A 20,696-nucleotide genomic window follows, 5' to 3' on the forward strand; every position below is an offset into this window, starting at 1 on the left:
AAGAGCAGTGACGGTTCGCGTAGGCGTCAACGGCTTCGGCCGCATCGGCCGCAACTTCTTCCGTGCGGTGCAGGCCAGCGGCCACGACATCGAGGTCGTCGCGTTCAACGACCTCGGTGACGTCGCCACGATGGCCCAGCTGCTCAAGTACGACAGCGTCCTCGGCCGCTACCCGGAGGAGGTCAGCGTCTCCGACGAGGGCATCGTCGTCGGCGGCAAGACCATCAAGGCGCTCGCCGAGCGTGACCCCGCCAACCTGCCGTGGGGCGACCTCGGTGTGGACGTGGTCGTGGAGTCCACCGGTTTCTTCACCAACGCCGACGCCGCGAAGGCCCACGTCGCGGGCGGCGCGAAGAAGGTCATCATCTCGGCGCCGGCCAAGGGCGAGGACCTGACCGTCGTGCTGGGCGTCAACGACAACCTCTACGACGGCTCGCAGACGATCATCTCCAACGCGTCCTGCACCACCAACTGCCTCGGCCCGCTCGCCAAGGTCCTGCACGAGGCCTTCGGCATCGAAAAGGGCCTCATGACCACCACCCACGCCTACACGCAGGACCAGAACCTGCAGGACGGCCCGCACAAGGACCCGCGCCGTGCCCGCGCCGCCGCGCTGAACGTGGTGCCGACCTCGACCGGCGCCGCGAAGGCCATCGGCCTCGTGCTGCCGGAGCTCAACGGCAAGCTCGACGGCTACTCGTTGCGCGTGCCCGTGCCCACCGGCTCGATCACCGACCTCACCGTCGACCTGACGAAGAAGGCGAGCGTCGAGGAGATCAACGCCGCGTACAAGGCCGCCGCCGAGGGCCCGCTGCAGGGCATCCTGCGCTACAACGAGGACCCGATCGTCTCCAGCGACATCGTCAACGACCCGGCTTCGTGCGTCTTCGACGCACCGCTGACCAAGGTCATCGACAACCAGGTCAAGGTCTTCGGCTGGTACGACAACGAGTGGGGCTACTCCAACCGCCTCGCGGACCTGGTGAAGCTCGTCGGCTCCAAGCTGTCCTGACCGATGGCGCTCAAGTCACTCGACGACCTGCTGTCCGAGGGTGTCTCCGGGCGGTACGTGCTGGTGCGTTCGGACCTGAACGTGCCGCTCGACGGCGCCACCATCACCGATGACGGCCGCGTGCGGGCCGCGCTGCCGACCATCGAGCGCCTCGCCGACGCGGGCGCGAAGGTGGTCGTCACGGCCCACCTCGGCAGGCCCAAGGGCACGCCCGACGAGAAGTACTCGCTGCGCCCCGTCGCCGCGCGGCTCGGTGAGCTGCTCGGCAGCGAGGTGCCGCTGGCCGGTGACGTGGTCGGTGAGCAGGCGAAGGCCGTCACCGGCTCGCTGGCCGACGGCCAGGTGGCCCTGCTGGAGAACGTGCGCTTCGACCCGCGCGAGACGAGCAAGGACGAGGGCGAGCGCGCCGCGCTGGCCCGCGACCTCGCGGCGCTCGTGCCTGGTGCCGCGTTCGTCTCCGACGGCTTCGGCGTGGTGCACCGCAAGCAGGCCTCCGTCTACGACGTGGCCCGGGTGCTGCCCGCGTACGCGGGCGGCCTGGTGCTCGCCGAGCTCGACGTGCTCGCCAAGCTCACCGGCGACCCGCAGCGCCCCTACGCGGTGGTGCTCGGCGGCTCGAAGGTCTCCGACAAGCTGGCCGTGATCGAGGCGCTGCTGCCGAAGGTCGACCGGCTGCTCGTGGGCGGCGGCATGTGCTTCACGTTCCTCGCCGCGCAGGGCCACGGCGTCGGCAGCTCGCTGCTGGAGACCGACATGGTCGACACCTGCAAGCGGCTGCTGGGGGAGGCGGGCGGCAAGCTCCTGCTGCCCGTCGACGTCGTCGCGGCGGACTCCTTCGCCGCCGACGCCGCCACCCGCACGGTCGCCGCCACGGAGATCGAGGACGGCTGGATGGGCCTCGACATCGGCCCGGAGAGCACCACCGCGTTCGCCGCCGCCATCGGCAACGCGGAGACGATCTTCTGGAACGGCCCGATGGGCGTGTTCGAGATGGCGCCCTTCGCCGAGGGCACCCGCGGCGTCGCGCAGGCCATCGCCGACTCCGGGGCGTTCAGCGTCGTCGGCGGTGGTGACTCCGCCGCCGCCGTGCGCCTGCTGGGCCTGCCCGAGGACGGCTTCTCGCACATCTCCACCGGCGGCGGCGCGTCGCTGGAGTACCTCGAAGGCAAGGAACTGCCCGGCGTGGCGGTCCTGAGTGAAGGAGCCTGATGGCGCGCAAGCCGTTGATCGCGGGCAACTGGCCGTGTCCAATTCCTGGGGGGAGCTCCGCTCCACCCCAGACCCCCCTCGACGAGCGGGAGGTACGCGCGTGAGCCGCAAGCCGTTGATCGCGGGCAACTGGAAGATGAACCTCAACCACCTCGAGGCCATCGCACTGGTGCAGAAGATCGCGTTCTCGCTGCCCGAGAAGTACTACGCCAAGGTCGACGTCACCGTCATCCCGCCGTTCACCGACATCCGCAGCGTGCAGACGCTGGTGGACGGCGACAAGCTCCTGCTCACCTACGGCGCCCAGGACCTGGCGCCGCAGGACTCCGGGGCCTACACCGGTGACGTCTCGGGCCCGATGCTCGCCAAGCTCGGCTGCACCTACGTCGTGGTCGGCCACTCCGAGCGCCGCGAGTACCACGCCGAGACCGACGAGGTCGTGAACAAGAAGGTGCGCGCCGCCCACAAGCACGGGATCTCGCCGATCCTGTGCGTCGGCGAGCAGCTGGAGGTGCGTGAGGCCGGCGGGCACATCGAGCACACGACCGCGCAGCTCATCGCCGGGCTGAAGGGCCTCAAGGCCGAGCAGGTGCAGAACACGGTGATCGCCTACGAACCCGTGTGGGCGATCGGCACGGGCCGCGTGGCGACCCCGGCGGACGCCGAGGAGGTGTGCGCGGCCCTGCGGGCGGCGCTCGCCGAGAAGTACGGCGCCGAGGTGGCCGAGCAGGTCCGGGTGCTCTACGGCGGTTCGGTCAAGTCGGGCAACATCGCCGACCTGGTCAAGTGCGACAATGTCGACGGCGCGCTCGTGGGCGGCGCCAGCCTCGACGGTGACGAGTTCACGAAACTGTGCGCTCTCGCCGCCGGAGGGCCTCTACCCTGATCTCAGTGGGGACCCGCTACTCTGGGTACCCCCGCCACCCGCAGTACACAGAGGATGACATGAAGCTTTTCCTGCAGATCCTGTTGATCGCGACCAGCGTGCTGCTGATCATCGCGGTGTTGCTGCACCGTGGCCGCGGCGGCGGGCTGTCCTCCCTGTTCGGTGGTGGTATGCAGTCGAGCCTGGCCGGGTCGAGCGTGGCCGAGAAGAACCTCGACCGCATCACGCTCGGTCTCGGCGCCGTATGGATCATCTCCATCATCGGTCTCGGTCTGCTGCTGAAGATCTGATCGGAATCGGCGTGCCTGGCGGGGTACGTCAACTTCACTGGTGGGTGTGAGGAAGCATGGTTGGCGGTAACGCGATTCGAGGCACGAGAGTCGGGGCGGGTCCCTCCGGCGAGTCGGAGCGTGGGGAGGCCGCTCCGAGGCGCCGGGTGTCCTACTGGTGTGCCAACGGGCATGAATCCCGGCCGTCGTTCGCGATGGATGCCGAGGTTCCGGAGGAGTGGGACTGCCCTCGGTGCGGGCTGCCCGGTGGGCAGGACGAGCAGAACCCGCCCGCGGCTCCGCGCACGGAGCCGTACAAGACTCACCTGGCGTACGTGAAGGAACGGCGCAGCGACGCCGACGGTGAGGCCATCCTCGCCGAGGCGCTGGAGCGGCTGCGTCAGCGCCGCCAGATCTGAGAGTCGGCACGACGAGGGCCGCCGGGCACGCGCCCGGCGGCCCTCGTCGTGTTCAGAGTCAGAACGCCACGGGGTACCTCGCGGCCACCCGCCAGCCACCGTCGGGCGTCGGCGTGGTCTCGAACGTGCCGCCGAGCAGGCGGGCCCGCTCCGCGAGGCCCGTGAGCCCGTAGCCGCCAGAGGGGAACTCGGCGCCGTCCTGCGGCTCGTCCGGCCGGTCGTTGCGCACCTCCACCGAGAGGCCGTCCTGGTCGCCGCACAGGCGCACGAACGCCGTCGCGCCCGGTGCGTGCTTCCGGACGTTCGTGAGGCACTCCTGCACGGTCCGGTAGGCCGCCGCGGACACCTTCGGCGGCAGGTCCTCCGGCACCCGCTCGACGGCCAGCTGCACGGGCACGTCCGCGGCCCTGATGAGCTCCGAGAGGTCCCCCAGGTCGGGCTGCGGGCCGTCGTCCTCGGTGCCGGAGCGCAGCACCCCCACGAGCGCACGCAGCTCCTCCAGTGTGCGGGTGGAGAGCTGGCGGATCGTGCGGGCCGTGCGCTCCGCGTCACCGCTCGGGCTGATCGCGGCCAGCGCGCCCGCCTGCATCGCGATGAGCGTGATGTCGTGGGAGACGACGTCGTGCATCTCCCTCGCCAGCCGGGCCCGCTCGTCGGCGCGCACGGTCTCGGCGTACAGCTTGCGCTCCCGGTCCCGGCTGGCGGCCAGCTCGGCGAGCCGGGCGGCCAGCTCCTGCCGCGCGCCGATGAGCAGGCCGATCGCCACCGGCATCCCGGCGACGATCACGCCGTAGATGGCCGACAGGGCGTGCTCGCGCCACGTCAGCGCGACGAAGTCCGGCAGCGGCCACAGCACGAACCTGGACAGCCACACCAGTCCCGCGCCGACCCAGGTCTGCCAGTGCATCTGCTTGCGGGTCGCCAGATAACCCAGCGCGATCATCGCGGCCAGCTGCGCCCATCCGGCGATGAACCCGGGGAACGTCAGCAGCACCACCGTGAACGGCAGCCAGCGGCGCGCGACCAGTGCCACGCAGCTCGCCGCCGAGAGCCAGACGGAGTACGTCTCGGCGCCCTCAGGGATCACCAGCCAGACGTCGAGTACGGCGATGAGGATGACGGCCGCGTCGACCGCGGCCTTGCGCACGCCAGGGTGGTTCCACAGTGCTGTCGTCGCTGTCGGGACGGTCGTCCGGCGCGACCGCGCGCGGTCGGCGGCCCCCGCGCCTGGGCCGCCGACCGAAACCCCGGGGATGGTCATTCCCTCTGTGGTCATGGCTTGGACCTCTCGTCTTGTGGACTCGACAATGAGAGGCCATCGGGACCCGGTTGGGACGCGAAAACCTGAAAAAGTGTGCGGAAGTTAACGCCCCGCACACACGGTGTGACTCGTCCGTGCGTGCGGGGCCAGGGAAAACAGCGGAGTGCGCCGGGGAAACCGCCTACACGCGCGGGGACGCCGGCACGTCGCCGAGCTTGCCCGCGGCGGCCTTGTCCAGCAGCCACAGCGTGCGGCGCCTGCCGCGCGCGCCGGCCACCGGCAGCTGCACCTCGCCCGCGCCCGAGAGCGCGAGCGCCACGGCGTCCGCCTTCGCCTCGCCCGTGGTCACCAGCCACACCTCGGCCGCGCTGCGAATCGCCGGGAACGTCAGCGAGACGCGGGTGGGCGGCGGCTTGGGGCAGTTGCGCACCGCCACCACCGGCCGCTCCGTCTCGTAGGCGGCGGGCGACTCGGGGAAGATCGACGCCGTGTGACCCTCGCCGCCGAGGCCGAGCAGCAGGACGTCGAACGTCGGCACCGGGCCGTGGTCCTCCGGCAGCGCGTTCGCCGCGAGCACGTCGGCGTAGGCCGCCGCCGCGGCCTCCGGGTCGTCGCCGAACTCGCCGTCGGACGGCGCCATCGCGTGCACCCGCGCCGGATCCACCGGCACGTGGTCCAGCAGCGCCTCCCGTGCCTGCTTCTCGTTGCGCTCCGGGTCGTCCGAGGGCACGAACCGCTCGTCACCCCAGTACAGGTCCAGCCGCGACCAGTCGATCGCGTCCCGCGCGGGGGAGTGGCGCAGCTGCTCCAGGATCGCGATCCCGGTGCCCCCTCCGGTCAGCACCAGCGACGCCGACCCCTTGGCGGCCTGCAGGTCCACCAGCTTCGTCACCAGCCGGGCCGCGCACGCCGCCGCCAGCAGACCCGGGTTGGCGTAGACCACCACCTCCGACGCCGGGTTCATGCCTTCGCCTTCGTCTTCGCCGCGGCGGTCCTGCCCGCCGCCGGCTTCTTCCTGGCCGCCGAGAGCTTGGCGAGCCCCAGCAGCGCGGCCTCGTAGATCTCGTCCGGGTCCAGCCTGCGCAGCTCCTCGATCAGGCAGTCGCGGTTGTCCCTGCGGTGCAGTGAGATCCGCCGGGTCGGCTGGCCCGGCTGGGTCAGCGTGCCCGTGCGGCCGTCGGGCCGGTAGATCTCGATCGCCCCGGAGGGCCGCTCCAGCGACACCGCCACGATGCCCTGCGCGCTCGTGGTCTTGACCCGCTTCACGGGCACCCTCAGGTACTCGGCGAGCCAGCCCGCGAGCAGCTCGGTGGACGGAGAGTCCGCCTCGCCCGTCACCGACGCCGCGGTGACCCGCTCGTACGGCGGCAGGTCCAGCGCCGAGACGAGCTGCGCCCGCCAGTTGGTGAGCCTGGTCCAGGCCAGGTCCGTGTCACCGTCGACATAGGACTTCGCCCGCGTCAGCAGCGCCCTGATCGGGTTCTTCTCCGCGGCCGAGTCGGTGATCCGCCGCTGGGCGAGCTCGCCGAGCGGGTCCTTCGCCGGAGCCTTCGGCCCGCCTCCCGGCCACCACGTGACGATCGGGGCGTCGGGCAGCAGCAGCGGCACCACCGCGCTCTGGCCCTGGCTCGCCAGCGCGCCGTAGAGCCGCAGCACGATCACCTCGCTGGCCCCCGCGTCACCGCCGACACGGATCTGGCCGTCGATGCGCGGCGCCGCCGTACGGGCGCCCTTGGCGACCACGATCACCCGCGACGGGTGCTCGCGGCTGGCCTCGTTGGCCGCATCGATGGCGTCCTCGAGCTGCTCGTCGTCCTCCGCGGCGATCACGAGCGTGAGCACGCGGCCGAGCGCGATCGCGCCGCCGCGCTCGCGCAGCTCGACCAGCTTCTTGTTCAGCTGGGACGTCGTGGTCGAGGGCAGATCGATGATCACGGCCGCCTCCAGTGCCTACCGCTGCGTTCCAGCATCGCTTCCGCCGACGGCGGCCCCCACGAGCCCGGCTGGTACGGCTCGGGCGCCCCGCGCTTCGCCCAGTGCTCCAGGATCGGGTCCAGGATCTGCCAGGACAGCTCGACCTCCTCGTTCACCGGGAACAACGACGGCTCGCCCAGCAGCACGTCCAGGATCAGCCGCTCGTAGGCCTCCGGCGAGGTCTCGGTGAACGCGTGGCCGTAGCCGAAGTCCATCGTGACGTCGCGGACCTCCATCGTGGTGCCCGGGACCTTGGAGCCGAACCGCATCGTGATGCCCTCGTCCGGCTGTACCCGGATCACCAGCGCGTTCTCGCCCAGCTCCTCGGTGGAGGTGTAGTCGAACGGCAGGTGCGGCGCCCGCTTGAACACCACGGCGACCTCGGTGACCCTGCGGCCGAGGCGCTTGCCGGTGCGCAGGTAGAAGGGCACCCCGGCCCAGCGCCGGTTCTGCACCTCCAGCGTCACCGCGGCGTAGGTCTCGGTGGTCGACTCCTTCGAGAAGCCGGCCTCCTGCAGCAGGCCCGGCACCTTCTTGCCGCCCTGCCAGCCGCCCGCGTACTGGCCCCGCGCCGTGGTCTCGTCGAACGGCCTGACCGGCTTGGTGGCGCTCAGCACCTTGACCTTCTCGGCGCGCAGCGCCCTCGGGTGGAAGGAGACGGGCTCCTCCATCGCCGTGAGCGCCAGCAGCTGCAGCAGGTGGTTCTGGATCACGTCCCGCGCGGCGCCGATGCCGTCGTAGTACCCCGCGCGGCCGCCGAGGCCGATGTCCTCGGCCATCGTGATCTGCACGTGGTCGACGAAGTTGGCGTTCCAGATCGGCTCGAACATCTGGTTGGCGAACCGCAGCGCCAGGATGTTCTGCACCGTCTCCTTGCCGAGGTAGTGGTCGATGCGGAACACCGACTCCTCGGGGAACACGTCGTTGACGACGGCGTTGAGTTCCTTGGCGCTCGTCAGGTCGTGGCCGAACGGCTTCTCGATCACGACCCGGCGCCACACGTCCTCGCTGGACTCCGCGAGCCCGCAGCGCGCGAGCTGCTTGGTGACCACGGGGAACGCCCACGGCGGGATGGAGAGGTAGAACGCGGTGTTGCCGCCCGTGCCGCGCGCCTCGTCGAGGTCGTGCACGGTCTGGGCGAGCCGGTCGAACGCGTCGTCGTCGTCGAACGTGCCCTGCACGAACCGGATGCCCTCGGCGAGCCGGTTCCACACCGACTCGCGGAACGGCGTCCTGGCGTGCTCGGCCACCGAGTCGTGGACGAGCTCGCCGAAGTCCTGGTCCTCCCAGTCCCGCCGCGCGAACCCGACGAGCGAGAACCCCGCGGGCAGCAGGCCCCGGTTGGCGAGGTCGTAGATGGCGGGCATGAGCTTCTTGCGCGAGAGGTCCCCGGTGACGCCGAAGATCACCAGGCCGGAAGGCCCGGCGATCCTCGGCAGCCGCTTGTCGCGGGGATCCCGCAGGGGGTTGGTCCACCCTCGTTTCATGAAGCGAGCTCCTGTACGGCACGCATCAGTTCGGCGAGACCCGCGGCCCGGTCGGTCAGGTGCAGCCGCAGCACGGGCCTGCCGCCCTCGGCGAGCACCTGGCCGTCGCCCAGCGCCTGCGCCCGCTGCAGCTGTCCCAGCGTGTACGGCCGGTCCGGCACGTCGAGGTCCTCCTCGGGTGTGCCGGTGAGCTGCAGGAAGACGCCGTTCGGGTGGCCGCCCTTGTGGTACTGGCCCGTGGAGTGCAGGAACCGCGGTCCCCAGCCGAACGTCGTCTGCAGCCCGGTGCGCTTGGCCAGCTCGGGCCGCAGCAGCGACGCCGAGGCGTCGTCGAGCCGGTCCAGGTAGGCCTGCACGGCCAGGTAGCCGCCCTCCGGCGCGCTGTCGAGGAACTCCCGCAGGACGTCGGTCAGCGAACCCTCTCCGGTGGTTCCCGCGCCGCCGTACACCTCGACGGAGCCGAGCACCGCCGACGGCTCGGCGGAGCCGGTGAGCGCGGCCGGATCGTCCAGCAGCGACCGGGCGGCCTTCTTCGCGGCCTCCACGTCGGGCTGGTCGAACGGGTTGATCCCGAGCAGCCTGCCCGCGATCGCCACCGCGAACTCCCACAGCAGGAACTGGGCGCCGAGCGGGCCCGTGACGGCGACCTTCGCCTCGCCCGAGGCGGGGCCGACGGCCACCGGGGTCGCGTCGGAGCCCCCGCCGGCGAAACCGGGGGCCGTGTGGCCCTCGACCACGACGGGCAGCAGGCCGGTGCCCTGCTTGCCGGTGGACTCGGCGATGAGCTGCTCGGCCCAGTCGCCGAGGCCCGTGATACCGGAGCCGGTGTCGGCGAGCACGACCTTCTCGGCGCCGTCGGCGTGGGCGGCGCCGAGCGCGGCGGCCAGCCGCAGCGCCGGGTTGTCCGCCGAGTCCGCCGTCAGCGTGTCGGCGACGCCCGCCGCCTGGTCGAGCAGCCGCGCCACGTCGGCACCGGCGAGCCCGGCCGGGACGAGCCCGAACGCGGTGAGCGCCGAGTAGCGGCCGCCGACGTGCGGGTCGGCGAGGAACACCTTGCGGTAGCCCTCGGCCTCGCCCAGCTCCGCCAGCGGCGAACCGGGATCGGTGACCACGACGATGCGCCGCGCGGCGTCGATGCCCGCGTCGGCGAACGCCTTCGCGAAGATCCGCCGGTGGCTGTCGGTCTCCACCGTGGTGCCGGACTTGGACGACACCACGATCACCGTGCGGTCCAGGTCGCCGGCGAGCGCGTCGGCGACCTGGCCGGGGTCGGTGGTGTCCAGCACCGTGAGCGCGACGCCCTCGGTGCCGGTGATCACCTCCGGGGCCAGCGACGAGCCGCCCATCCCGGCGAGCACGACGCGGTCGACGCCCTCGGAGCGCAGCTCCGTGCGCAGGGCCTCGATCTCGCCGATCAGCGGGCGGGAGCTCTTGTGCAGGCTGGTCCAGGACAGCCGGATGGACGCCTCGGACTCCGCCTCGGCGCCCCAGAGGGTCGCGTCCTGGGCGCCGACCTTGCTCGCCACCGCGTCGGCGACGAGCTTGTCGAGCAGCGGCGCGGCGGCGGACTCGAGCGCGGCGTCTTCGATCGTGACTGAAGTCCGTTCTCCAGCCATCGCCGGCTCAGCCCTTCGCCTTGTCGAGCTGGCCGGTGACGGTGTCCAGCAGCTCGGCCCAGGACTTGTCGAACTTCTCGACGCCCTCGTTCTCCAGCGTGAGGAACACGTCGGCGATGTCGATGCCGGCGGCCGACAGCTTGTCGAACACCTCCTGCGCCCGCGCGCCCGTGCCGCTCACCTTGTCGCCGACGACCTCGGCGTGGTCGGCGGCCGCGAACAGCGTCTTCTCCGGCATCGTGTTGACCGTGCCCGCCACCACGAGCTCGTCGACGTAGCGGGTGTCGGAGTACTCCGGGTTCTTCACGCCGGTGGAGGCCCACAGCGGGCGCTGCGGGTTGGCGCCGTCGGCCTTGAGCGCCGCCCACCGCTCGGAGGCGAACAGCTCCTCGTAGGCCGCGTAGGCGAGGCGGGCGTTGGCGATCGCGGCCTCGCCGCGCAGGGCCAGCGCCTCGTCGGTGCCGATGGCCTCGAGCCGCTTGTCGACCTCGCTGTCCACCCGGGACACGAAGAACGACGCGACGGACTGGATGCCCTTGAGGTCGTGGCCGTTGGCCTTGGCCTGCTCCAGCCCGGCGAAGAACGCCTCGATCACGGCGCGGTACCGCTCGACGGAGAAGATCAGCGTGACGTTGACGCTGATGCCCTCGGCGAGGGTCCGCGTGATCGCCGGCAGCCCCTGCTCGGTGGCCGGGATCTTCACCAGGATGTTCGGGCGGTCGACCGTCTTCCACAGGTCCTGCGCCTCGGCGACGGTCTTCTCGGTGTCCCGCGCGAGGCCGGGATCGACCTCGATCGAGACGCGGCCGTCGACACCGCCCGTGGCGGTGTAGACGTCGCGGAAGAGGTCCGCGGCGTTGCGCACGTCGGTGGTGGTCAGCTCGCGGACCGCGGCGTGCAGGTCGGCGCCGCGCTCGGCGAGCTCGCGCACCTGCTCGTCGTAGGCCTCGCCGTTGGACAGCGCGCCCGCGAAGATCGTCGGGTTGGTGGTCACACCCACGACGTGCTTGTCGCGGATGAGCTCGGCGAGGTTGCCCGAGGTGAGCCGCTCCCTCGACAGGTCGTCGAGCCAGATCGACACGCCGGCCTGCGAGAGCTGGGCCAGCCGGTCGGTGTTGCTCATGACGTGATCCCCTTTGATAGTCGGGAGTTGTTTGTCAGGAGTTCTTCTCCAGCGAGCGGCGGGCCGCGGCGACCACGGCCTCCGCCGTGAAGCCGAACTCGCGGAACAGGGTCTTGAAGTCCGCCGAGGCACCGAAGTGCTCGATGGACACGATCTCGCCACCGTCGCCGACGAACCGGTGCCACGGCTGTGCGATGCCGGCCTCGACGGCCACGCGGGCCTTGACGGTCGGCGGGATCACGGCGTCGCGGTAGCTCTGCTCCTGCGCGTCGAACCACTCGACACACGGCATGGACACCACACTGGTGGCAACGCCCTCGGCCTCCAGGGTCTTCCTGGCCTCGACGGCGAGCTGCACCTCGGAGCCCGTGGCGATGAGCACCACCTCGGGGTTGCCGTTGGATGCCTCGGCCAGCACGTAGCCGCCCTTGGCGACGCCCTCGGCGTTGGTGCCCTCCAGCACCGGCACGTTCTGCCGCGTCAGCGCGAGGCCGGACGGCGCGCCGGTGTCCTCCAGCACGGCCTTCCACGCGGCGGCGGTCTCGTTGGCGTCGGCGGGGCGCACGACGTTGAGGCCGGGGATGGCGCGCAGCGAGGCCAGCTGCTCGATCGGCTGGTGGGTGGGGCCGTCCTCGCCGAGACCGATCGAGTCGTGCGTCCACACGTAGACGACCGGGGCCTTCATCAGCGCGGCGAGCCGCACCGCGGGGCGCATGTAGTCGCTGAAGATCAGGAACGTGGCGCCGTAGGGCCGGGTGCCGCCGTGCAGCGCGATGCCGTTGAGGATCGAGCCCATCGCGTGCTCGCGGACGCCGAAGTGCAGCGTGCGACCGTACGGGTTGGCCTTCCACATGTCGGTGGAGGCGCTCTCGGGGCCGAACGAGTCGGCGCCCTTCATCGTGGTGTTGTTGCTCTCGGCGAGGTCGGCGGAGCCGCCCCACAGCTCGGGCAGCACGTCGGCGACGGCCGACAGCACCTCACCGGAGGCCTTGCGCGTGGCGATGCCCTTCTCGTCGGGCTCCCAGGTGGGCAGCTTCGCGGCCCAGCCTGCGGGCAGCGAGCGGGTGGCCAGCCGGTCGGCCAGCTCCTTGCGCTCCGGGTTCGCCTCGGCCCAGGAGTCCCACAACTCCTGCCACTTGGCGTGCTCGGCCTTGCCGCGGTCGAGCGCCTTGCGGGTGTGGGCGAGGACCTCGTCTTCGATCTGGAAGCTCTTCTCCGGGTCGAAGCCCAGGATCTCCTTGACGGCGGCGACCTCGTCGGCGCCGAGCGCGGCGCCGTGGGCCTTGCCGGTGCCCATCTTCTTCGGCGCCGGGTAGCCGATCACGGTGCGCAGCAGGATGAAGGACGGGCGCGTGGTCTCGGCCTTGGCGGCCTCGATGGCCTGCTCGAACGCGACGACGTCCTCGCCGCCGTCGACGACCTGGACGTGCCAGCCGTAGGACTCGTAGCGCTTGGCGGTGTCCTCCGACAGCGCGATGTTGGTGTCGTCCTCGATGGAGATCTTGTTGTCGTCGTAGATCACCACGAGGTTGCCGAGCTCCTGGCGGCCCGCGATCGACGAGGCCTCGGAGGTCACCCCCTCCTCGATGTCGCCGTCGGAGGCGATCACGTAGATGTGGTGGTCGAACAGGCTCTCCCCCTGCGGTGCGTCGGGGTCGAGCAGGCCGCGCTCGCGCCGGGCCGCCATCGCCATGCCGACCGCGTTGGCCAGTCCCTGGCCGAGCGGTCCGGTAGTGGTCTCGATGCCGGGGGTGTGCCGGTACTCGGGGTGGCCGGGGGTCTTCGAGCCCCACTTGCGCAGCTGCTCGAGGTCCTCCATCTCCAGGCCGTAGCCGGCGAGGAAGAGCTGGATGTAGAGCGTCAGGCTGCTGTGCCCGGCCGAGAGGATGAACCGGTCACGCGCGGGCCACTCGGGGTCGCTCGGGTCGTGCCGCATCACGCGCTGGAACAGCGAGTAGGCCACCGGCGCCAGGCTCATGGCCGTGCCGGGGTGACCGCTGCCGCAGTTCTCCACCGCGTCGGCGGCCAGTACGCGGACGGTGTCCACCGCGCGGGTGTCCAGCTCGGTCCAGTCGGCCGGGTAGTTCCGGCGCAGTAGGGGGTTGTTCTCGGCGGTCGTGGCGTTTTCCGACACTGAACTCGGCTCCTGAGTCGTCTGCACGTAGTAGCTCTTCGTGGTTACCCGGTGGCGCCCGGCCGCCACCCACCTTAATCGATCCGGAGCCCGTTACCCTGCACTCTTGCGAGGTGACCCGGGATCCGCGATCGACGAGGGCCAGCCTAGTAGGTACCCCGTGAGCCCGCGGGAGCACCAACGGGCGGCCCCACGTGCGACGCACGTCTCTTCCGCGCGATGCCGCCACGGGACCCCGAAACGCCTTCTACTACGATCTGTCAAGGCAGCGGCCGCCAACCGTGGTATCGCTGCCGACCCGATCTGACGCAGGGAGCGAAATGTCGTTGGTGCACGCTGCGCACGGTCGCAGTGACAACACCAGCGCCGTGCATCCCACCGGTGAGTCCCCAGCCGGTGGCCGGCGAGGTTTCCGCCAGGTGGCCGGCGCGTACGCCGCGCTCGCCAAGCCGAGGGTCATCGAGCTGCTGCTCGTGACCACGATCCCCGCGATGTTCCTCGCGGGACGCGAGATCCCGTCGCCGTGGCTGGTGCTGGCCACGCTCGTCGGCGGCACGATGGCGGCGGGCAGCGCCAACGCGCTCAACTGCGTGATCGACGCCGACATCGACAAGGTGATGAACCGGACCAAGCGGCGCCCGCTGGTGCGTGACTCGGTCCCGAGGCGCGGCGCGCTGATCTTCGGGCTCGCGCTCGGCGCGGCCTCGTTCGCGGTCCTGTATCTCACCGTGAACCTGCTGGCGGCGCTGCTCGCGATCGCCACGATCCTCTTCTACATCTTCGTCTACACGCTCGTGCTCAAGCGGCGCACGCCGCAGAACGTCGTGTGGGGCGGCGCCGCGGGCTGCATGCCGGTGGTCATCGGCTGGGCCGCGGTGGAGGGCACCGTCCAGTGGCCCGCGTTCGTGATGTTCGGCGTGATCTTCTTCTGGACGCCGCCGCACACGTGGGCGCTCGCGATGAAGTACCGCGAGGACTACGAGCGGGCCGGTGTGCCGATGCTGCCCGTGGTGGCCACGCCGCAGCACGTCGCCAAGCAGATCGTCATCTACTCGTGGGTGATGGTCGGCTGGACACTGCTGCTGGCCCCCGCGACGAGCTGGCTCTACGCGTCGTTCGCGGCGCTGGCGGGCGCGTGGTTCCTGTTCTACGCCCACCGCCTGTACTCCTCCGTGCGGCGCGGGGTGGAGACCAAGCCGATGGCCCTGTTCCACCGGTCCAACACGTACCTGATGATCGTGTTCTGCGCGCTGGCCGTCGACTCCGCGATCGGGCTGCCGGTGCTGGGCCTGCCGTTCTGAGTCCTGCCACGCTCGGCGGGGCGGGAATTCTCGCGAGCCGGTGTTCGTTATGACTCGGCCACCGATTCCCCTCGTTCGAAAGCAGGCTGCCCTTGTCCGTGTCCCCGTCCGACGACGGCAAGTCCGCCGACATCGCCGCTGAGCAGGAGTACCTCTCGCTGCTCTACGCCAAGCTCGACACCGAGCGGGACCTGGCGTCCCGCAGGCTGACCGAGGCGCTGCGCTCGGCCGGCAGCGGCCCGCAGGCGCAGGCCGAGCGGGAGGCGGCGACGGCGACGCACAGCGACCGGCTGGCCCAGCTGAGCTCCGTGGAGCAGGGCCTGTGCTTCGGCAGGCTCGACTTCGCCGAGGGCCACGACGGCGACTCGCCCATCTACATCGGCAGGCTCGGGCTGTTCGACGAGGACGACGACTACCAGCCCCTGCTGATCGACTGGCGCGCGCCCGTCTCGCGCCCGTTCTACCTGGCGACGGCCGCCTCGCCCGACGGCGTGCGGCGCAGGCGGCACATCCGCACGCTGACCAGGCGCGTCGTGGGCGTCGACGACGAGATCCTCGACCTCGGCTCGGCCGAGAGCAGCGACCACCTGGGGCTCGCGGGGGAGGCCGCGCTGCTGGCGGCGCTGGAGAAGCGGCGCACGGGCGCGATGTCCGACATCGTCGCCACCATCCAGGCCGAGCAGGACCGCATCATCCGCGCCGACCTGGGCGGCGTCATGGTCGTGCAGGGCGGCCCCGGCACCGGCAAGACCGCCGTCGCGCTGCACCGCGCCGCGTACCTCCTCTACACCTACCGGCGGCAGCTCGACACGCGCGGCGTGCTCGTCGTGGGCCCGAACAGCACGTTCCTGCGCTACATCGGCCAGGTGCTGCCGTCACTGGGCGAGACGGGCGTGCTGCTCTCGACCGTCGGCGAGCTGTTCCCCGGCCTCGCGGCCACGGGCACCGACTCGCCCGAGGCGGCCGAGGTCAAGGGCAGGCTCACGATGGTCGACGTCCTCACGCAGGCTGTCCGCGACCGGCAGACCGTGCCGGAGGACGTGCTGGAGATCGAGGTCGAGGGCGAGACATTCACCCTCGACAGGGCCACGTGCGCGCGGGCGAGGGAGCGGGCGAGGAGCACCCTCAAGCCGCACAACGTCGCGCGCCGCGGCTTCGTCGACGAGCTGCTCGACGCGCTGGCCGCGCAGTCGGCGCAGCGGCTGGAGTCCGTGGTGCTCGACAACGTGCCCGACATCCCGCTCGCCGAGGACGAGACCGACGACGGCGAGCTGCTGGACGCCCGCGACCTCGCCACCATCCGCCAGGAGCTGGCCGAGGACCCGGCCGTGCTGGCCGCACTGCACGGGCTGTGGCCGAAGCTCACGCCGCAGGAGCTGCTGGCCGACCTGCTGACCTCGCCCGACCGGCTCGACTCCGCCGCGAGCGGGCACCTCACCGACGACGAGCGCGACGTGCTGCTGCGCCTGCCCGGCTCGCTGTGGACCCCCGCCGACGTCCCGCTGCTCGACGAGCTCGCCGAGCAGCTCGGCGAGGACGATACGGAGGCCCGCGCCCGGAGGGCCAGGCGCGAGCGCGAGGAGAAGGCCTACGCCGAGGGTGTGCTCGACATCCTCGAGCAGGACGAGGAGATCTTCGACGAGGAGCGCATCCGCGTGTCCGACGTGCTCGACGCCGAGTTGCTCGCCGAGCGGCAGGACGCCGCGAGCGTGCTGACCGCCGCGCAGCGCGCAGCCCAGGACCGGACGTGGACGTTCGGGCACGTGATCGTGGACGAGGCGCAGGAGCTCTCCGCGATGGACTGGCGCATCCTCATGCGCCGGTGCCCGAGCCGGTCGATGACGATCGTGGGCGACGTGTCCCAGACCGGCTCGCCCGCGGGCACGTCGTCGTGGGCGGACGTGCTCACGCCGTACGTCGCCGACCGGTGGCGCCTGCGGGAGCTGACCGTGAACTACCGCACACCGGCCGAGATCATGAACCTCGCCGCGGGCGTGCTCGCCGAGATCGCCCCGGAGCTGCGCGCGCCGACGTCGGTGCGGGAGACCGGGACGGAGCCCTGGCAGCGGGAGGTGGCCCGCGACGCCGTCGCGGGGGAGGCGCGGTCCATAGTGGACCACGAGCTGGCCGAGGTGGAGGGTGGCACCGTGGCCGTGCTGGTGCCCGCCGACCTGGAGGGACCCTTGTCGGCGGAGCTGGCCGGCGCCGGGGGCACCACGGCCGAGGACGACAACCCGAGGGTGTCGGTGCTCACGGTCGACCGGGCCAAGGGCCTGGAGTTCGACGCCGTCGTGGTGGTGGCGCCCGACGAGGTGGTCGCGGAGTCCCGGCGCGGGCTCAACGATCTCTACGTGGCCCTGACACGCGCCACGAAACGCCTCGGAATCGTCCACACCGGACCACGGATCCCCGCACTGTCAGGCGCGCAAAGCGCCCGGTAGACGCCCAGCTAGGGTGTCCACATGCGCAATGCTGGCAAGATCATGATCGTGGCTGCCGTCGCCACGGCACTCGCGGCGTGCTCGCCGTCTCGTGAGGAGCCGACTGACCTGCAGCCGGGCGAGCAGCCGACGCACACCCCCGCCCCGGTGTCCGTGTCCGCATCGGCGTCCGCGTCCGAGCAGCACGCCGCCGACGGCCACGCCCTCGAGTGCACGGCCGCCGACATCACCGTGGACACCGCCGGTGAGCAGCCGCGCGTGCAGGTCCCGAGGGACTGCGCGGCGCCGACGACCGTGCTCAGCCGCGACCTGGAGGAGGGCTCCGGGGCCGGCGCCGAGCCCGGCGACACCGTCGAGGTGAACCTGCAGGTCGTCGGCTGGTCGAACGGGCAGGTCGGGCAGAACACGTTCGCCCAGGAGCAGCCCGTGTCGGTCCAGCTGGGCGAGCCGCAGGAGATCGAGGGCCTCACCGAGGGCCTCACCGGCATCATGCAGGGCGGCAGCAGGCTGTTCGTGCTGCCCCCGGACCTCGGCTACGCGGAGCAGAGCGGCAACCCGCTCGCCGGCGAGACCCTCGTGGTGGTCGCCGAGGCCGTCCGGGTGACCACCGGCAGCTGAGCCCCCGCCCGACGTCCTCAGGGAGCGTCCCTGCAGTGAAGGCCACCATCACTGCGTTCAACGCAGTGATGGTGGCCTTCACTGCAGGCGGGGGCGCTAGGGGAGCAGGAGTACCTTGCCCGTGGTGCGGCGGCCCTGGAGGTCTTCGTGGGCCTCGCGGGCCTGCGCCAGCGGGTACCTCGCCCCGACGCGGATGCCGAGCGAGCCCTCCGCGACGGCCTCGAACAGCTCGCGGGTGCGCCACTCCAGCTCCTCGCGGGTGACCACGTGGTCGTCGGTCTTCGGCCGGGTCAGGAACAGCGAGCCGCCCGCGTTGAGCCGCTGCGGGTCGATCGGCGGCACCGGTCCGCTCGCGGCACCGAACAGGGCCAGCAGGCCGCGCCTGCGCAGGCTCTTGAGACTGCCCTCGTAAGTCGACGCGCCGACGCCGTCGTAGACCACGTCCACCCCCTCGCCTCCGGTCAGCCGCCTCGCCGCCTCGGCGAAGTCCTCCTCCGTGTAGCGGATCACCTCGTCGGCGCCGGCCTCCCGCGCGAGCCGCTCCTTCTCCTCCGTGGAGACCGTGCCGATCACCCGCGCGCCCTTCGCCTTCGCGAGCTGGACCAGCAGCAGCCCCACCCCGCCCGCGGCGGCGTGGATCAGCACCGTCTCGCCCTCGGCCACCGCATGGGTCGAGTTCAGCAGGTAGTGCGCCGTGATCCCCTGCAGCATCGTGGCCGCGGCCGTCTCGTCGGACACGCCGTCCGGAACCCGGACGGCGATCTGCGCGGGCACCACCGCCTGCTGGGCGTACCCGCCGGGATGCCCCTGCCAGGCGACGCGGTCACCCACCGACACCTCGGTGACCTCGGCGCCCACCGCCGACACGGTGCCCGCGCCCTCCAGCCCCGGCGTGTACGGCAGCGTCATCGGGTAGATCCCGCTGCGCTGGTAGGTGTCGATGTAGTTCACCCCCGCGGCGGCCACATCGACGACGACCTCCCCCGGCCCGGGCGGGCCGATCTCGACTTCGGCGACCTCCAGCACCTCTGGACCGCCGATCTGCTGGATTCGAATCGCCGTGGGCATGCCAGTCTCCGTTTCTCGAGCGCGATCGTGTTCGCCGTTGAAGAACTCTTTCACGCCTGGTAGCCGGCCTGCACGGGGTCCGGTGTACTCTGCGGGAACCACCACGTGGGGGCATTTCACCGATACAGCCGGAATCCTTTCCCGGCGCGGAGCGCTGGTAACTGATGTGTTAGTGCCTGTCTTCCTCGGTTTCGCCGCGGCGTTCTTCTTCGCCGCGTCGGCCGCGCTGCAACGCCGCGCGGTCCTGCGGGCCGCGGACAGCGACACCGAACACCGTGCCAGCAGGCACCAGGTCCCCGTCGTGTGGCTCGTGCGCAGGTTGCTGCGGCAGCGGGTCTGGCTCATCGGCTGGCTCACCAACCTTCTCGGCTTCCTCTGTCAGGCCGCCGCACTTCACCTCGGCTCCCTCGCTCTCGTTCAGCCGCTGCTGGTGACCCAGCTGCTGTTCGCGCTGCCGATGGCGTCGGCGGCGATCCGCCGGTGGCCCCCGCTGCGAGACTGGCTGGCCGCGCTCGCCGTCAGTGGCGGCGTCGCGCTCTTCCTGACGGCCGAGGGCGCCGCGCCACTGGCGGGCACGCCCGACCGGGAGCGCCTGCTGCTCGCCGTGCTCATCGCCGCGGCCACCGTCGTGACGCTGGTGCAGCTCGCCCAGCGGGGCGGGCCCCTGCTCTACGGTGCGCTGATCGCCGCGTCGGCCGGGATCTGCTACGCGATCAGCGCCGCGATGATGAAGCTGACCGCCGACAGCCTCCTCGGCGAAGGCGTGCTCGCCACCGCCACGGACTGGCCGGGCTATGTGCTGGCCGCCTCGACCCTGTGCGGGCTGCTGCTCGGGCAGCAGGCCTACGGCTCGGGGTCGCTGTCCGCGGCGATCGCGGTCATGTCCATCGTCAACCCGGGCGCGAGCTACGCGCTGGGCCTGCTGGCCTTCGACGCGCACCTCTCCACCGCCCCGGAAGCCCTCGCCGCGGCGGCCGGAGCGGCGTTCTTGCTGATCATCGGGGTGATCGGACTCGCCCACTCGCCGAACGTACGGGAGGAGACCTCGCGCACGACGACACGCGGGATTTACCCCGAGCGGGGTAAGGTCTCAAGAACGGTAGCCACGCGGGCACCCGATCACGGTTCCGACACCTGCCCGCAGGAGTGAGCACCGGAGTGAGCCAGGACCACCCCTGGAGGCGTAACCCGTGCACCATCGATCGTCGCACCCGGAGCGACATCATCTGGTCATCGAGATCCCGCATTTGCGCAGCACCGTCGGCAGAGCACTCGTCATCGCGCTCGAGACCGCGGTCATCCCCACCGTGTTGCTGATGTTGCTGCTGCACTACGTCGGACTGGTGGCCGGCCTGTGCGCGGTGCTCGGCTGGTGCGCCTTCGTGCTCGGCACCCGGCGCGCGCTCGGCAAGGAGATGCCGCGCACGCTGCTGCTCTGCGCCGGGATGCTCGCAGGCAAGGCCGCCTTCGCCCTGGTCACATCGAGCGCCGTGGTGTATGTGCTGCAGCCCGCGGTCGGCTCGGTGCTCATGTTCCTGCTCTTCGTGGGCAGCGCGGCGCTCGGCAAACCCATCACGGAACGGCTCGCGCGGGATTTCGTGCAGCTGCCCGCCGAGGTGTACACGCACAAGGCCGTGCGGCGCGTCTTCGTCAACGTCGCCCTCATCTGGGGCGGTTCGCGGCTCATCGACGCCGCCATGACCGTCGGGTTCCTGCACTGGAGCGTCGAGGCCGGCCTGTTCTCCCGCGGCGTGCTCAGCGGCCTGCTGACCGCGCTCACCATCGCGATCTGTGCCGGCCACGGCTGGCGCGCGCTGCGGCGGCTACCGGGAGTCACCCTGCGGCTCGGAGCGAAACCCGCCGTCGCGTGACCTTCGA

At 71.4% G+C, this 20,696-nt stretch carries 18 protein-coding genes; 10 read left to right on the plus strand and 8 right to left on the minus strand.

Going from position 1 to position 20,696, the window contains the following annotated elements:
* The first annotated feature begins 7 nt into the window (after nt 1–7).
* The 5 genes from gap (at nt 8) to BA062_RS21085 (ending at nt 3,795) form a co-directional block, all read left to right on the plus strand.
* Nucleotides 8–1,012 carry a type I glyceraldehyde-3-phosphate dehydrogenase gene (gene gap / locus BA062_RS21065; protein ID WP_110339348.1) on the plus strand — a complete coding sequence of 335 codons (1,005 nt, stop codon included), beginning with the start codon at nt 8–10 and terminating at the stop codon, nt 1,010–1,012.
* 3 nt (nt 1,013–1,015) lie between these two features.
* Complete coding sequence (locus tag BA062_RS21070) at nt 1,016–2,221, plus strand: phosphoglycerate kinase (RefSeq protein WP_110339350.1); 1,206 nt, start codon at nt 1,016–1,018, stop codon at nt 2,219–2,221.
* A 100-nt stretch (nt 2,222–2,321) separates the two neighbouring features.
* Nucleotides 2,322–3,107, plus strand: a complete 786-nt coding sequence (tpiA, locus tag BA062_RS21075) for a triose-phosphate isomerase (protein WP_110339352.1) — start codon at nt 2,322–2,324, stop codon at nt 3,105–3,107.
* A 59-nt stretch (nt 3,108–3,166) separates the two neighbouring features.
* Nucleotides 3,167–3,397: a preprotein translocase subunit SecG gene (secG, locus tag BA062_RS21080; RefSeq protein ID WP_110339354.1), complete on the plus strand. Its 231-nt coding sequence runs from the start codon at nt 3,167–3,169 to the stop codon at nt 3,395–3,397.
* A gap of 56 nt (nt 3,398–3,453) precedes the next feature.
* Nucleotides 3,454–3,795, plus strand: a complete 342-nt coding sequence (locus BA062_RS21085) for an RNA polymerase-binding protein RbpA (protein WP_110339356.1) — start codon at nt 3,454–3,456, stop codon at nt 3,793–3,795.
* Between the two features lie 58 nt (nt 3,796–3,853).
* On the opposite strand, the gene BA062_RS21090 is transcribed toward BA062_RS21085, so the two are convergent.
* The 7 genes from BA062_RS21090 to tkt all read right to left on the minus strand — a co-directional run bounded on the left by BA062_RS21090 (nt 3,854) and on the right by tkt (nt 13,390).
* Entirely contained in the window at nt 3,854–5,071 is a 1,218-nt protein-coding gene (locus BA062_RS21090) for a sensor histidine kinase (protein WP_110339358.1), read from the minus strand.
* A 166-nt stretch (nt 5,072–5,237) separates the two neighbouring features.
* A complete protein-coding gene (pgl, locus tag BA062_RS21095) occupies nt 5,238–6,020 on the minus strand; it encodes a 6-phosphogluconolactonase (RefSeq protein WP_110339360.1) in 783 nt (260 codons plus the stop codon).
* The gene (gene opcA, locus BA062_RS21100) at nt 6,017–6,991 is read right to left on the minus strand and encodes a glucose-6-phosphate dehydrogenase assembly protein OpcA (RefSeq protein ID WP_110339362.1); all 975 of its coding nucleotides are present in this window, start codon (nt 6,989–6,991) and stop codon (nt 6,017–6,019) included. Before opcA ends, pgl begins: the two co-directional genes overlap by 4 nt.
* Nucleotides 6,988–8,517, minus strand: coding sequence for a glucose-6-phosphate dehydrogenase (gene zwf, locus BA062_RS21105; protein WP_110339364.1), 1,530 nt, complete (start codon nt 8,515–8,517; stop codon nt 6,988–6,990). Before zwf ends, opcA begins: the two co-directional genes overlap by 4 nt.
* On the minus strand, nt 8,514–10,133 hold the full coding sequence (locus BA062_RS21110; RefSeq protein WP_110339366.1) for a glucose-6-phosphate isomerase: 1,620 nt from the start codon (nt 10,131–10,133) through the stop codon (nt 8,514–8,516). The genes zwf and BA062_RS21110 overlap by 4 nt, the downstream gene beginning before the upstream one ends.
* A gap of 7 nt (nt 10,134–10,140) precedes the next feature.
* On the minus strand, nt 10,141–11,256 hold the full coding sequence (tal, locus tag BA062_RS21115) for a transaldolase (protein WP_110339368.1): 1,116 nt from the start codon (nt 11,254–11,256) through the stop codon (nt 10,141–10,143).
* 34 nt (nt 11,257–11,290) lie between these two features.
* Nucleotides 11,291–13,390, minus strand: a complete 2,100-nt coding sequence (tkt, locus tag BA062_RS21120) for a transketolase (protein ID WP_110339370.1) — start codon at nt 13,388–13,390, stop codon at nt 11,291–11,293.
* A 320-nt stretch (nt 13,391–13,710) separates the two neighbouring features.
* On the opposite strand from tkt, the gene BA062_RS21125 reads away from it, so the two are divergent.
* The 3 genes from BA062_RS21125 to BA062_RS21135 all read left to right on the plus strand — a co-directional run bounded on the left by BA062_RS21125 (nt 13,711) and on the right by BA062_RS21135 (nt 17,750).
* Nucleotides 13,711–14,691 carry a heme o synthase gene (locus BA062_RS21125; protein ID WP_110339372.1) on the plus strand — a complete coding sequence of 327 codons (981 nt, stop codon included), beginning with the start codon at nt 13,711–13,713 and terminating at the stop codon, nt 14,689–14,691.
* Nucleotides 14,692–14,783: 92 nt separating this feature from the next.
* Entirely contained in the window at nt 14,784–17,132 is a 2,349-nt protein-coding gene (locus tag BA062_RS21130) for an ATP-binding domain-containing protein (protein ID WP_110339374.1), read from the plus strand.
* Nucleotides 17,133–17,153: 21 nt separating this feature from the next.
* Nucleotides 17,154–17,750: an FKBP-type peptidyl-prolyl cis-trans isomerase gene (locus BA062_RS21135; protein WP_110339376.1), complete on the plus strand. Its 597-nt coding sequence runs from the start codon at nt 17,154–17,156 to the stop codon at nt 17,748–17,750.
* A gap of 96 nt (nt 17,751–17,846) precedes the next feature.
* Here the strand turns inward: BA062_RS21135 and BA062_RS21140 are convergent, their stop codons facing one another.
* The gene (locus tag BA062_RS21140) at nt 17,847–18,818 is read right to left on the minus strand and encodes a quinone oxidoreductase family protein (protein ID WP_110339378.1); all 972 of its coding nucleotides are present in this window, start codon (nt 18,816–18,818) and stop codon (nt 17,847–17,849) included.
* A 166-nt stretch (nt 18,819–18,984) separates the two neighbouring features.
* Here BA062_RS21140 and BA062_RS21145 point away from each other — a divergent pair, with 166 nt between their 5' ends.
* Both BA062_RS21145 and BA062_RS21150 read left to right on the plus strand, forming a co-directional pair.
* Nucleotides 18,985–19,968 carry a DMT family transporter gene (locus tag BA062_RS21145; protein WP_110339380.1) on the plus strand — a complete coding sequence of 328 codons (984 nt, stop codon included), beginning with the start codon at nt 18,985–18,987 and terminating at the stop codon, nt 19,966–19,968.
* Between the two features lie 40 nt (nt 19,969–20,008).
* Entirely contained in the window at nt 20,009–20,689 is a 681-nt protein-coding gene (locus BA062_RS21150; RefSeq protein ID WP_110339382.1) for a DUF3159 domain-containing protein, read from the plus strand.
* Nucleotides 20,690–20,696: the final 7 nt, after the last annotated feature.

The organism is Prauserella flavalba (assembly GCF_003202235.1).
In the GTDB taxonomy this organism is placed as follows: domain Bacteria; phylum Actinomycetota; class Actinomycetes; order Mycobacteriales; family Pseudonocardiaceae; genus Prauserella_A; species Prauserella_A flavalba.

Excerpts from the sequence above, each read along its gene's own strand:
- BA062_RS21125 (WP_110339372.1), top strand. The coding sequence starts at position 13,711 with ATGTCGTTGGTGCACGCTGCGCACGGTCGCAGTGACAACACCAGCGCC.
- BA062_RS21140 (WP_110339378.1), bottom strand. The coding sequence starts at position 18,818 with ATGCCCACGGCGATTCGAATCCAGCAGATCGGCGGTCCAGAGGTGCTG.
- BA062_RS21135 (WP_110339376.1), top strand. The coding sequence starts at position 17,154 with ATGCGCAATGCTGGCAAGATCATGATCGTGGCTGCCGTCGCCACGGCA.
- BA062_RS21070 (WP_110339350.1), top strand. The coding sequence starts at position 1,016 with ATGGCGCTCAAGTCACTCGACGACCTGCTGTCCGAGGGTGTCTCCGGG.
- tal (WP_110339368.1), bottom strand. The coding sequence starts at position 11,256 with ATGAGCAACACCGACCGGCTGGCCCAGCTCTCGCAGGCCGGCGTGTCG.
- BA062_RS21090 (WP_110339358.1), bottom strand. The coding sequence starts at position 5,071 with ATGACCACAGAGGGAATGACCATCCCCGGGGTTTCGGTCGGCGGCCCA.
- BA062_RS21085 (WP_110339356.1), top strand. The coding sequence starts at position 3,454 with ATGGTTGGCGGTAACGCGATTCGAGGCACGAGAGTCGGGGCGGGTCCC.
- zwf (WP_110339364.1), bottom strand. The coding sequence starts at position 8,517 with ATGAAACGAGGGTGGACCAACCCCCTGCGGGATCCCCGCGACAAGCGG.
- BA062_RS21110 (WP_110339366.1), bottom strand. The coding sequence starts at position 10,133 with ATGGCTGGAGAACGGACTTCAGTCACGATCGAAGACGCCGCGCTCGAG.
- secG (WP_110339354.1), top strand. The coding sequence starts at position 3,167 with ATGAAGCTTTTCCTGCAGATCCTGTTGATCGCGACCAGCGTGCTGCTG.
- pgl (WP_110339360.1), bottom strand. The coding sequence starts at position 6,020 with ATGAACCCGGCGTCGGAGGTGGTGGTCTACGCCAACCCGGGTCTGCTG.